13 protein-coding genes are annotated in these 13363 nt (G+C 31.1%); 9 read left to right on the top strand and 4 right to left on the bottom strand.

Features of this window, described 5'->3' with window-relative positions:
* Positions 1-248 precede the first annotated feature (248 nt).
* The 4 genes from ACM6UH_RS09655 to ptsP all read left to right on the top strand — a co-directional run bounded on the left by ACM6UH_RS09655 (position 249) and on the right by ptsP (position 4168).
* Positions 249-1418, top strand: coding sequence for a class I SAM-dependent rRNA methyltransferase (locus ACM6UH_RS09655; RefSeq protein ID WP_047502458.1), 1170 nt, complete (start codon positions 249-251; stop codon positions 1416-1418).
* 58 nt (positions 1419-1476) lie between these two features.
* Entirely contained in the window at positions 1477-2019 is a 543-nt protein-coding gene (locus ACM6UH_RS09650) for a hypothetical protein (RefSeq protein ID WP_002483689.1), read from the top strand.
* Positions 2020-2183: 164 nt separating this feature from the next.
* Positions 2184-2450, top strand: a complete 267-nt coding sequence (locus tag ACM6UH_RS09645; protein ID WP_002483688.1) for a phosphocarrier protein HPr — start codon at positions 2184-2186, stop codon at positions 2448-2450.
* A 2-nt stretch (positions 2451-2452) separates the two neighbouring features.
* Positions 2453-4168, top strand: coding sequence for a phosphoenolpyruvate--protein phosphotransferase (gene ptsP, locus ACM6UH_RS09640; RefSeq protein ID WP_011303425.1), 1716 nt, complete (start codon positions 2453-2455; stop codon positions 4166-4168).
* Positions 4169-4469: 301 nt separating this feature from the next.
* On the opposite strand, the gene ACM6UH_RS09635 is transcribed toward ptsP, so the two are convergent.
* Entirely contained in the window at positions 4470-4700 is a 231-nt protein-coding gene (locus ACM6UH_RS09635) for a glutaredoxin family protein (RefSeq protein ID WP_002483686.1), read from the bottom strand.
* A gap of 199 nt (positions 4701-4899) precedes the next feature.
* Here ACM6UH_RS09635 and ACM6UH_RS09630 point away from each other — a divergent pair, with 199 nt between their 5' ends.
* From ACM6UH_RS09630 to ACM6UH_RS09620, 3 genes are all read left to right on the top strand, one after another.
* The gene (locus tag ACM6UH_RS09630; protein WP_011303424.1) at positions 4900-6252 is read left to right on the top strand and encodes a cytochrome ubiquinol oxidase subunit I; all 1353 of its coding nucleotides are present in this window, start codon (positions 4900-4902) and stop codon (positions 6250-6252) included.
* Positions 6252-7268 carry a cytochrome d ubiquinol oxidase subunit II gene (locus tag ACM6UH_RS09625; protein ID WP_011303423.1) on the top strand — a complete coding sequence of 339 codons (1017 nt, stop codon included), beginning with the start codon at positions 6252-6254 and terminating at the stop codon, positions 7266-7268. Before ACM6UH_RS09630 ends, ACM6UH_RS09625 begins: the two co-directional genes overlap by 1 nt.
* A 94-nt stretch (positions 7269-7362) precedes the next feature.
* Positions 7363-8022 (top strand): potassium channel family protein, encoded by a 660-nt coding sequence (locus tag ACM6UH_RS09620; protein ID WP_011303422.1) that lies wholly within the window; start codon positions 7363-7365, stop codon positions 8020-8022.
* Between the two features lie 731 nt (positions 8023-8753).
* On the opposite strand, the gene rnjA is transcribed toward ACM6UH_RS09620, so the two are convergent.
* Complete coding sequence (rnjA, locus tag ACM6UH_RS09615; protein WP_069793625.1) at positions 8754-10616, bottom strand: ribonuclease J1; 1863 nt, start codon at positions 10614-10616, stop codon at positions 8754-8756.
* On the bottom strand, positions 10616-10831 hold the full coding sequence (locus ACM6UH_RS09610; protein ID WP_002483681.1) for a DNA-dependent RNA polymerase subunit epsilon: 216 nt from the start codon (positions 10829-10831) through the stop codon (positions 10616-10618). Before ACM6UH_RS09610 ends, rnjA begins: the two co-directional genes overlap by 1 nt.
* A gap of 501 nt (positions 10832-11332) precedes the next feature.
* Here ACM6UH_RS09610 and ACM6UH_RS09605 point away from each other — a divergent pair.
* Complete coding sequence (locus tag ACM6UH_RS09605) at positions 11333-11605, top strand: hypothetical protein (RefSeq protein ID WP_011303418.1); 273 nt, start codon at positions 11333-11335, stop codon at positions 11603-11605.
* Between the two features lie 214 nt (positions 11606-11819).
* On the opposite strand, the gene def is transcribed toward ACM6UH_RS09605, so the two are convergent.
* On the bottom strand, positions 11820-12371 hold the full coding sequence (gene def / locus ACM6UH_RS09600) for a peptide deformylase (protein WP_011303417.1): 552 nt from the start codon (positions 12369-12371) through the stop codon (positions 11820-11822).
* A 124-nt stretch (positions 12372-12495) separates the two neighbouring features.
* Here def and ACM6UH_RS09595 point away from each other — a divergent pair, with 124 nt between their 5' ends.
* On the top strand, positions 12496-13122 hold the full coding sequence (locus ACM6UH_RS09595; RefSeq protein ID WP_011303416.1) for a YkyA family protein: 627 nt from the start codon (positions 12496-12498) through the stop codon (positions 13120-13122).
* Positions 13123-13363: the final 241 nt, after the last annotated feature.

Genomic DNA, 13363 nt, shown 5'->3' with positions numbered 1-13363 from the left:
TTCTTTCACATTTTATGTGGATTAGTCGCACTTATTCATGAGCATCGGCTGATGTCATTCACTATATTTGATAAGGTGAGGCGACCCAATCTTTATTGAAAAATTAAATTTCTATAAAAATACTTATGAAGTTTCAGATATAATATTTTGGTGAATTGTAGATAATTGATGTTACGATGTTAATGAGATGATAAAATGAATAAGCAAATAATAAATATAAATAAAAGTAGAAAGGCTGACATAAATTTATGAAAATTGCCACGTTAAATAGAGGAAAAGAAACGAAATATTTAAATGAATACCCATTAGTAGATGAAGAAGATATTTATGCACACGATCATTTAAAAGAGGGGGACCTATTTTATTTAATGAACGATAGAGATCAATATATAGCTACTGCTTATGTTGGTAGACAGCATAAAGGCGTTGGCTGGGTATTGAGCTATGACAAAGATGAAGTCATTAACACACAATTTTTTGAAACATTATTTAAAAATGCCAAAGCTGAACGTGAATATTTCTATAATATTGATGGGACGAATGCTTTTCGTGTTTTTAATGGTGAAGGCGATGGTATAGGTGGTTTAACCATAGATAACTATGATGGTCATTTCTTAATCCAATGGTATTCAAAAGGCATTTATAAATTCCGTTATAATGTATTATCAGCGTTAGAAAATGTATTCGAATATACGTCTATATTTGAAAAAATGAGATTTAAAGACGCAGAAATTCAAGGTGGATTTGTTGATGGTGAAGCACCTGAGTTTCCAATTATTATTGAAGAAAATTTCACATTCTATAATGTAGATTTAAATGATGGACCTATGACAGGCATATTTTTAGATCAAAAAGAAGTACGAAAAAAATTAAAAGATCATTATGCTGAAGATAAAGAAATATTAAATGTATTTAGTTATACGGGTGCATTTTCTGTTATAGCTGCCGAAAACGCAACAATGACAACAAGCGTAGATTTAGCAAACCGATCACGTGCACTTACAGAAGAAAATTTTGGCTTGAATGGTATTGATCCTAAGTCACAATATATTTATGTAATGGACACTTTTGATTACTTTAATTATGCGCGTCGTCATGACTTGTTTTACGATACGATTGTTATTGATCCACCAAGTTTTGCTAGAAACAAGAAAAAAACTTTTTCCGTATTAAAAGATTACGATAAATTAATTAAAGGTGCACTTGAAATATTAGGGCCTGACGGTACATTACTGTTATGCACAAATAATAGTACGTTTTCTTTGAAATCATTCAAAAATGTAATCAATCAAACATTAACAGAAGAAGAAGTAGATTATGAAATTGTAGAAGTAATGGGCTTGCCAAAAGATTTCAAAACACATCCACACTATAAACCTTCTAAATATTTAAAGGCTGTTTTTGTAAAAATAAAGTAAAATTATGAAAAAAGGGTATTCTTTTTAATACGAAGTAATTTACTAAGGAGTGAATAAAATGGGTTTTAAAAATAAAATCACAAATAATGTTACACAAAAAGTTGGTAATAAAGTATTAAAAATTGAAGATATCAAACAAAAAAGTAATATACCTACCACAAATATAGAAATTGAAGAACGACGTAAACGTGCACAGGCACTAGTTAGAAAAAAATCTGTTTTATCATCAAGTATCAGTATTGTGCCAATACCCGGTTTAGATTTTGGTGTCGATATTAAATTGATGAGAGATATTATTGAAGATGTTAATAAAATTTATGGATTAGATCATAAACAAGTGAATAACATGGGCGATGATATGAAAGAGCGTGTCTTAGCTGCCGCGGCGATTCAAGGTAGTCAATTTATAGGTAAAAAAATATCGAATGCGATATTAAAAGTTGTCGTTAGAGATGTTGCAAAACGTGTAGCTGCGAAACAAACGAAATGGTTCCCGGTTGTGGGGCAGGCTATTTCAGCATCAATTAGTTATTACTTTATGAAAAAAATTGGAGATGAACATATTCAAAAATGTGAAAAAGTTGTGAAAGAACTTGTTTAAAACTATAGCGTTTTCACAAATTAGCTAAAATTCTCTGAATATTGTCATGTCATGGGTGCAACGAATTGAATTTATAATAATAATTTGGTAATGTTATTATATAAAACTATGCTAGGTTTTATAATAAACCAACGATTCTAACTATACGAAGGAGAAATCATTTTATGGAACAAAAATCATATGTAATTATCGACGAAACAGGTATTCACGCTCGTCCAGCGACAATGCTTGTTCAAACTGCCTCAAAATTTGATTCTGATATTCAATTAGAATATAACGGTAAAAAAGTTAACTTGAAATCAATCATGGGTGTTATGAGTTTAGGTGTAGGTAAAGATGCTGAAATTACAATCTACGCTGACGGTAGCGATGAAAAAGATGCAATTGAAGCAATCACTGACATTTTATCTAAAGAAGGATTAACTAAATAATTATGTCTAATTATATAAATGGTATAGCTGCATCTGACGGTGTAGCTATAGCTAAAGCATACTTATTAGTTGAACCAGATTTATCATTTGATAGCGAAAAAGTGTCAGATGTAGATGCTGAGATTGCAAAGTTCAATAATGCTATTCAAACATCCAAAGTTGAATTAACTAAAATTAGAAATAATGCTGAACAAAATTTAGGTGCTGATAAAGCAGCAATTTTTGATGCGCATTTACTTGTTTTAGATGATCCTGAATTAATTCAACCAATCGAAGAAAAAATTAAGAATGAACAAGTTAACGCACCAACTGCATTATCTGATGTAACTGGACAATTCATTACTATTTTTGAATCAATGGATAATGAATATATGAAAGAACGTGCTGCTGATATCCGCGATGTTTCAAAACGTGTGTTAGCACATATTTTAGGTGTAGAATTACCAAATCCTAGTATGATTGATGAAAGCGTTGTTATAATCGGTAACGATTTAACACCTTCAGATACTGCTCAATTAAATAAAGAATTTGTACAAGGATTTGTAACTAATATAGGTGGTAGAACTTCACATTCAGCAATTATGAGTCGCTCATTAGAAATTGCTGCAGTTGTAGGTACTAAATCTATTACTCAAGAAGTTAAACAAGGTGACATGATTATTGTTGACGGTTTAACAGGTGAAGTCATCATTGATCCTACTGAAGATGAAGTCATTGCTTATCAAAACAAGCGTGAACGTTTCTTTGAAGACAAGCAAGAATTACAAAAATTACGCGATGAAGAGACAACTACAATTGATGGTAGACACGCTGAACTTACTGCCAATATCGGTACACCGAATGATTTAAAAGGTGTAATTGAAAATGGTGCAGAGGGCATTGGATTATACCGTACTGAATTTTTATATATGGGTAGAGACGAAATGCCAACTGAAGATGAGCAGTTCGAAGCTTATAAAAAAGTATTAGAAACGATGGAAGATAAACGCGTTGTTGTACGTACTTTAGATATTGGTGGAGATAAAGAACTACCTTATCTGAATTTACCTGAAGAAATGAATCCTTTCTTAGGTTACCGTGCTATCCGTTTATGCCTAGATCAACCTGATATTTTCAGACCACAGTTGCGTGCATTATTACGTGCATCTGCTTTTGGTAAATTGAATATCATGTTCCCTATGGTAGCTACAATCCAAGAGTTCCGTGATGCTAAAGCATTGTTACTTGAAGAAAAAGATAACTTAACAAATGAAGGCATTGAAGTTTCTGATGATATCGAACTTGGTATTATGGTAGAAATTCCTTCTACTGCTGCGTTGGCAGATGTATTTGCTAAAGAAGTTGATTTCTTCAGTATAGGAACGAATGATTTAATTCAATATACAATGGCTGCTGATAGAATGTCAGAACGTGTTTCTTACTTGTATCAACCATATAATCCTTCAATATTACGTTTAGTAAAACAAGTAATAGAAGCTTCTCATAAAGAAGGTAAATGGACTGGTATGTGTGGAGAAATGGCTGGCGATGAAATTGCAATTCCATTGTTATTAGGCTTAGGATTAGATGAGTTCTCAATGAGTGCTACCTCAGTACTTAAAGCACGTCGTCAAATCAAAGGTTTAAGTCAAAATGAAATGGAAGAATTAGCTCAAAGAGCAATTGATTGTGCTACTTCTGAAGAAGTTCAAGATTTAGTAAATCAATACGCTAAATAAAATGAGTACTTATTAAAAAATAAAGATATGTCTTGGATATAAACATCTGAGATTAACTAAAAACGCCGATTTCTATTGTAATTAAATAGAAATTGGCGTTTTTTATGTTTGGAAAGTGAATTTAAAGGCTGGAGGGTTTGCATAGAGTGTTTAATATTAATAAATTCTATTTAGAAATGGCTAAAGAAACACGAATGATTAATTTTTAATTTTGTAAAAAGTTACAAAATACGTTACTTTATAATTAGTACTTAATTAACTTTACAACATAATTAAATTGTTAACTTTGAGAATGCATCGCTTATTTAATATTTAATGTGCTATTTATTTTATCCATGTCAATTTGGTGCATTGGTTCACCATTTAATAAAATAAAAGGTGTTGCAAATGCATCATAATCAATCATTTCATTTCTATATTGTGTATTACTGATATTTTTTTCACGATATGCGACATCATTGTCAGCTAAGTAGTTTTTGATGAAAGTACAAGGTGGACAATCATTTTGTGTGTATATGATAATCTCGTTCATAATCGGTTTATCCTTTCTTTATTCAATTTACTATAATATAAGAGACTTTAGAATATATTTCAAGTCTTTTAAATTGTATGAAATTAGACATTAATTTGTCACTTTATTTTGAGAGAAATAAATTTAAAAAATATGTACACCGGTTTATAATGGAAAGACGTTGTGATTTTTGTCACAAATAAATAAAAAAGGTGATATTATGGATTCAGTTGAATTAGCACGGTTTTTAACTGCGATGACACTCGCAGTGCATATAATTTTTGCAACAATTGGTGTGGGGATGCCAGTCATGTTCGCTGTTGCCGAATTTATTGGTATTAAGAAAAATAATCCACTATACACAACATTAGCCAAAAGATGGTCCAAAGGTTATACGATAACAGTAGCTGTAGGTGTCGTGACAGGTACAATTATAGGTCTACAGTTGTCATTACTATGGCCAACATTTATGCAAATGGGTGGACATGTTATAGCATTACCATTATTTATGGAAACATTTGCTTTCTTCTTTGAAGCGATATTCTTGAGTATATATCTATATACATGGGATCGTTTTAAAGGAAAATGGACGCACTTTTTAATTAGTATACCAGTTATCCTTGGTGGATCATTCTCGGCGTTCTTTATTACTGCCGTTAACTCATTTATGAATACACCTGCTGGATTTGAAATGAAAAATGGCAAAATGGTTAATGTAGAACCATTAGCAGCAATGTTTAATGATTCGTTTTTAATTAGATCATTCCATGTGGTTGCAACTGCACTTATGACAATGGCGTTTGTATTAGCGGCTATCGCTGCTTTCAAATTACTCAAAAATAAATTTAAAAAAGATACAGAATATCATAAAAAAGCACTAAAACTAACTATGATCTTAGGTGTTGTTTTTACATTAGGATCTATGTTAGCAGGTGACTTATCTGCTAAGTTCTTACATCAAGAGCAACCAGAGAAATTAGCAGCTTATGAATGGCACTTTGATACGGAATCACATGCAGATTTAGTTTTATTTGGTTCCTTAGATGAAAAAACGCAAGAAGTAAATGGCGCAATTAAAATTCCTGGTCTCCTTAGCTTTTTAGCTGATAATAATACTAATACAGAAGTTAAAGGTCTGGATGAATTTCCAAAAGATTTACAACCACCAATGATTGTACATTATTACTTTGATCTCATGGTTTCGATGGGGGTATTTTGTTTAGTCGTTTCCGGTGCATATGTACTTACACTTATATTTAAAAAACTGCGGAAATTTACACATTCAAAACCTATGTTATATGGTGTACTATTGACTGGTCCAGCGGCTATGCTAGCAATCGAGTTTGGTTGGTTCTTAACAGAGCAAGGTCGTCAGCCATGGATTGTTCGTGGTTATCTTAAAGTAGCAGATGCTGCGACACAAGCAGGAGGATTAACCCTAGTTACAATTCTATTCGGCTTGTTATACCTTGTGTTAATGGTTACCTCTGCTTATGTATTAATTCGTATGTTTAAAGAGAAACCAGCTTATAAAGAAGTTGAAGCACTAGCTTCAGAAAGAGGTGATGCATAATGATATTCGCATATATTGGCATTTCCGTACTTTGGATTTTCTTATTCTGTTACATCATTATTGCATCCATAGATTTTGGTGCAGGTTTCTTTACATTACATGCCAAAATTACAAAGCAAGATAAGAAAATAAATCATTTAATAGCACGTTATTTAAACCCAGTTTGGGAAGTGACAAATGTTTTCTTTGTATTCTTCTTTGTTGGTGTGGTAGGTTTTTTCCCTGACACTGCAATGTATTTTGGAACAGTGTTACTATTGCCAGCCTCTATCGCTTTAATATTACTGTCTATTAGAGGTGCATTTTATGCCTTTGAAAATTATGGCCCAGATAGTAAATTAGTTTGGTTAGCAATGTATGGTATCGCTGGTTTATTAATACCAGCATCACTTGCTACGACATTAACGATTTCAGAAGGTGGATATATCACTGGAACAGAAAATAATTTGGATTTAAATTGGACAGAGTTATTATTAAGTCCATACTCTTGGTCAGTCGTATTCTTAGCGATTATCTCAGTTCTGTATATATCTTCAGGTTTCTTAACATATTATGCTTCGAAAGCAAAAGATAAACCAGCGTATAACTTATTAAGATATTGGTTCTTAATTTGGGGCCCACCAATGATAGCAATTTCATTATTTGTATTTTTATCATTGCGTTTACAAAATGAAGCACACTTCATCAATGCAGTATCTAATTATTGGTGGATATTCTTGTTAAGCTTTATTTGTTTTATTGGTGCAATGGTCTTAACATTAATGAAAAAAGGACATGGTTACGCATTTATATTAGTCATTTTACAAATGGGATTTGCATTTTTCGGATATGGTGCAAGTAAATTACCATATTTACTTTATCCGTTCATTCGTATAAATGAACACGTAGTAAATAGTAGTATGGCAATTGCGTTAATCATTGCTTTTATTTTAGGTTTACTTTTACTGATTCCATCGTTAATATTAATATTAAGATTATTTGTTTTCGACAAAAAATATGTGGAAGGCAAAAAATAGAAGATTTTCAAATGTGGTTATGATTGTTCTAAATAATACTTATGTGGTGTTGTTTAGAATGGTCATGCCACGATTTTTAAATTGGAGGACACACATGGATAAAGAGTATGTTGTAATTGGTTTAGGCCGATTTGGCGGTAGTATTGTAAGAGAATTAAATGCGCTTGATATGGATGTAATGGCAATTGATATGAATGAAGCACGTGTGAATGAATATAGTGATATTGCAACACATGCTGTAGTTGCTGACACTACAGACGAGGCAGTTATGAAGAGTCTGGGCATGAGAAATTTTGATCATGTGATCGTTGCAATTGGTGAAAATATTCAATCGAGTACCTTAACAACATTAATCTTAAAAGAATTAGGTGTGAAAAAAGTTACAGCAAAAGCTCAAAATGATTATCACGCTAAAATTTTAAATAAAATTGGTGCTGACACGGTAGTACACCCAGAAAGAGACATGGGGAGAAGAATCGCACATAATGTAGCAAGTGCCAGTGTTCTTGATTATTTAGAACTTGCAGATGAGCATTCTATAGTAGAAATTAAAGCTAGTGAAAAAATGGCTGGTCAAACTATAATTCAATTAGATATTCGTGCGCAATATGGAATAAGTATCATAGCGATTAAAAGAGGTAGAGACATTTTAGTATCTCCAGATCCTAATATTAGTATTGAAATAGGAGATATTTTAATCATGATTGGACACGATAATGATTTAAATCGTTTTGAGAAAAAAGTAGTAAGATAACTTATTTAAAAATGAGGCAGCAATATTAATATTTTTGATTAAAAATAAACGTCAATTTCTATTGAGATAGTATAGAAATTGACGTTTTTTGCATTTATGAAAGGTGGTAAATTAGCGAGATACTATCTTATTTTGTTAATCACAATTTGTTGTTAAAGTTATTGTTACTATTGTACTTTTTTACATTAGTAATTAAAACATATAACCCAATGATTAACATCAGTATTGGAAGAACTATTATTAAATATATAGAAAATGCACCAAATAAATTAGTAATCATCGCTAGTATTAGAATGATGAGCATAATTAAGATGACTAAATTCAGACTCAAAGTTTTCGACATGATAATCCTCCTATATACATAAAGTGATTCATTTACTCAATTTTATATAATTATGATTATTAAAGGTAGTAGAGAAGAAATAACAACTGATAAATTACTGTTTTTAATTACATATGGTATGACAATAGATGTTAAAATTGCCCAAGTAATTAATATGATAAATATATAACTTATCTGTGTAAATCAAATACTTCTCTTTAAATTAATGTCACATCACAGTTAATATAACATAGCATAAATGCTGTTCATATATTTTAAGTTGTATTAATGCTTGTTTTTTACAGATGTGTTGAATAATAAAATGAGTAAATATAAAGCGGCCTAATCCTTAATGAGGATTAGGCCGCTTACTGTGAGAATGAAGATTTAAGTCCATTCCTGTACTTTTTTAAGATTCTGAATTTTGGTTTTGATTCGATTGTTTTGGTTTTTCAACGGATTGATTGACTTTATTTGAGCCATTTTTATTACTTGATTTTTCTACATTTTGTTGATTTTTTGATGGTGATTTTGTGTTGTTTTTCTTCGGTTTCGTATTTTTGTTACTTGGTTTTTTAGTGGATGTTTGATTATTATCTTCATTCACTTTCATGATAACTGGTAATATCATTGGTTTACGTGCAGTTTTTTCGAATAAATAGGGTTGTAATGTTTCGATAATTGAAGATTTGATTTGGTGCCATTGAATATCTTGATTCTGATTCAACTTACCAATTACATCCGTTTTGATTCTACGTTGTGCATCATAAATCAATTGACCAGATTCACGCATATATACGAAACCTCGTGAAATAATATCTGGTCCTGAAAGAAGTTTATTCGTTTTAAAGTCAATACTTACTACTACTATGACTAAACCTTCTTCAGATAAAAGCTTTCTATCACGAATAACGACGTTACCAATATCACCAATACCACTACCATCAACTAAAACATTGCCAGAAGGAATTCTGCCGGCTTTTCTAGCTGAATCATGTGTTAATGCTAAAACATCACCAATATCAAAGATAAAGACATTGTCAGGATCAACACCACATTCGATACCTGATTGACCGTGTGCTTTTAGCATACGATACTCACCATGAATTGGTAAGAAAAATTTAGGACGTAGTAGGCGAAGCATTAATTGTTGATCGCCTTTAGAACCATGACCAGAAGTATGAATGTTAGATACTTTATTATGAATAACCTCGGCACCTGCACGGTAAAGGGAATTAATCGTACGATTAATGCTCTTTGTATTTCCTGGAATAGGTGAAGAGCTAAACACGACAGTGTCTTCTGGAATAATTTTGATTTGTTTATGTGTACCATTGGCAATTCTTGATAAAGCTGCCATTGGCTCACCTTGTGAACCAGTACATAAAATTAATAATTCATGTTTTGGAACAGTGTTTATTTTGTTAGGTTCCACAAATGTTTCTGGTGGTGCTTTGATGTAACCTAATTCCATACCAATTTTAATATTGTTTTCCATTGAACGACCGAATGTAACGATTTTACGATTATGTTTAATTGCAGCTTCAACAGCTTGTTGAACTCTGTAAATGTTTGAAGCAAATGTCGCGAAAATAATACGTCCACTGCAATTGCGGAAGATTTTTTCAACATTTTGTCCAACTTCACGTTCACTTAAAGTGAAATCTGGAACGAGTGAATTTGTTGAATCTGAAAGTAAACAAAGTACGCCTTCTTCACCAAGCTTTGCCATTTTTGCAATGTTTGCTGGTTCTCCAACTGGTGTGAAGTCAAATTTGAAATCTCCAGTATGCACAATATTACCTTCTGGTGTATTTACGATAACACCATAGGCTTCTGGAATACTGTGTGTTGTTAGATAGAAAGATACTTCAAAATGCTTCGATTTAATAACGCTACTTTCATCAATTTCAATTAATTCTGTAGTTCTTAATAAATGATGTTCTTCTAATTTGTTTCTAATCAAACCTAAAGCTAATGGACCGCCATATATAGGTACATTAATTTGCTTTAATAGGTAGGGCACACCACCTATATGGTCTTCATGTCCGTGAGTAATAAACAGACCTACAATTTTATCTTGGTTTTGTTCTAGGTATGTGATATCAGGAATAACATAATCGATACCTAATAAATTATCGTCAGGGAATTTAATACCTGCATCAATAATAACGATTTCATCCTGATACTCAACAGCGTAGGTATTTTTACCGATTTCACCTAAACCACCAAGTGCGTATACCGCAACTTCATTTTTGTGGATTTGTTTCATTATTCAGCTTGCTCCACGTTGAAGTGATCAGATTGTTTTTCATATTCTAAATGTGCGCCCTCTAATTTAGTAATAAATTCAATATTAAAATTACGATCCTTCAAATATCTTCTAACTTGTTCTTCAGTTTGTGCTTCAACATAAATAGTTTGTGTGTGTTCACGTACGATTACTTCTTCTTTATTATGTTGATAAAATACTTTAAATACTGCCATTTTATATATTTCCTCCTAAAAATCATGTGTTGATTTTATAATTATTTTTATTGTAATACCCTAGCACTTTGTATATATGAAAAAGATGAGACTACTTTTATAAAACGAGCTCTGTTTTTCATAAATAGTGTTATTACTACCATCTATAATTAGAACGTACTAGTATTGTCTGGTAAGTTTTTAGGGTGATCTTCAGTTCGTTCGAATAGAAAAACACAAATACTTTAATTTGTATGTTTTCAGTTATTTCTCATTTTACATGATGTAGTGGAATAAATAAAGCAGTTTTATCACAAGAGAAAACTATTTAATAGTACAAGTTACTTCTTATTTAAATTACATATTAAAAATTACTGAAATTAAATACAGAAAATTTTGAAAAAACAACATAAAAACTTGAGTAGTATATAAAAATTAATTAAGATAAAGAAGTATCTTAAAGGGAAAGTTAAGTACAATATATTAAGTATGATACATAAGTAAATATTTGAGGTGGACCATTTGAACAATGTAAAGAGAATAGTAGAAGATGTAAAAAAGGAAAAAGTGCGTACGGATAAAATATTTAAGGATATCACTTTTGAAGTACGTGCTGAGCAAGTTATCATGTTTTTTAATTATAATGAAATTATTGATACAGTGAATGAGGATCAAAATTATGTTAAACATAACCACGATCCAGAGTTTATTGATATTCAGCAATTAACTGAATTAAAGGCTGAGTTTAAAGAGCTAGATATTCCATTTCATGAGCGAAGAGATGATTTCATGTAATTCATAGATATAACAATGAAAGAATATGATATTGTTAATAATTTATTTGTAAAATGTTTGATAACCAAGTTAAATACGATGTTAAGTATACATTGCCAAAGTTAAAAAGTTTAAAAATAAAAAGAGCTAATCCGACTGCGGATTAGCTCTTTTAGTTTGAGCATGGTTATTTATGAACCAAACTCTTGTTTATAATATGTTTTAATCAAATAGATTAAACTTCTACAGCATCATTATGTGGCTGAAGTGGATTATTTGGATCTATATGATCATAGAACATGATGCCGTTGATATGGTCAATTTCATGTTGAACCACAACAGCAGGGTAACCTTTCAAGCGCAATTTAACTTCTTTTCCATCGATATCTGTAGCTTTAACAGTAATTCTATTTTTACGATGAACTAATCCTGGAATGTTTTCATCTACGCTTAGGCAACCTTCACCTGTAGGAAGATACGCTTCTTGAATACTGTGGCTCATGATTTTTGGATTAACTAACATCAAATCATATGACTTGCCATTTCCGTCATCAGGGAGATAAACGGCAATCATTTTTTTTGAAATATTAATTTGTGGCGCGGCAAGACCCACGCCTGAGCGCAAACCATATTTAGTAGCAATTTCATCATCTTGACTATTAATTAAAAATTCACGCATAGCCAATAACGTATTACGATCTTCTTCAGAAAGCGGTAAAGTAACATCTTTTGCTTTTTCACGAAGAGTAGGATGTCCATCACGGATAATATCTTTCATAGTTAACATTTGTTCATACACCTTCCTTAATATAAAATATACCAAAGTTTCATAGATAAAATACAGTAGTTAGATTTGATTTATTATAAAATATTATATAACATTACAAGCACATAAAGGAGGATTTTTCAAAATGAAATTAAAATATGGCATCAGTGCAGTCATTGCTTCTACAGTATTAGTTGCAGGTTGTACAACAGATAAAGGTGAAATCAAAGATTACAACGAACAAGTTCAAAAAGCTTTTGATGAAGAAAAGCCTGTATCATCTGTAGGGAAGAAATTAAATAGTTTAGAACAAGACAAACAAAAATTAGTGAAAAAAATCAACGGTAAAGACCAACAAGAAGTACAAGAAACTTCTAAAAAAGTTGTAGATAATGTAGAACAAAGAGAAAAAGAATTCGGAAAAGAAGAAAAAGCCATAAATAATTCTGAAGAAAAATTCAAAAAAGCGGAAAAACATTTAGATAATATTAGCGACAAAGCGAAGAAAAAAGAAGTTAAACAACTAAATGATGCACTTAAAGAAAAATATAAGGCACATGATGAATATGCAAAAGCCTATAAGAATATCATGAATAAAGAAAAAGATATGTTTGAATATACTGCTGACGATCAAGTAGAACAATCTCAAATTGATAAAAAATCTGAGGCAGTATCAAAATCATATAAAGATATGAATAAAGCCTTCAAAAAGTATTCAGATACAATGAATAAAGTGAATAAAGAAAAAGAAGATGTAGATAGCCTAGCTTAATTCAAAAAAGCGAGTCATTTGAAATTATAATATGGAAGATATAGTATAAGTATTGGTTGCGCTTACATTCAAATGGAAATGCTCAACGATAGACATACAAGGACTGGTAATACAGTTGTAATAATTTCATTAGTACAGTTGCGAAACTGTACCTGTTTTAATTACTACAGAACTTTTTCAAATTGTTTAACTGCATAAAAGTTTTGTGGTACAATGTTTAAGAATAAAATGAATTTCTATT

The sequence above is a fragment of the Staphylococcus sp. LKG4-2 genome (assembly GCF_050955665.1).
Classification (GTDB): Bacteria; Bacillota; Bacilli; order Staphylococcales; family Staphylococcaceae; genus Staphylococcus; species Staphylococcus saprophyticus.
Note: the sequence above shows the minus strand (reverse complement) of the source record. Positions and strands in the feature narration are given on the sequence as shown.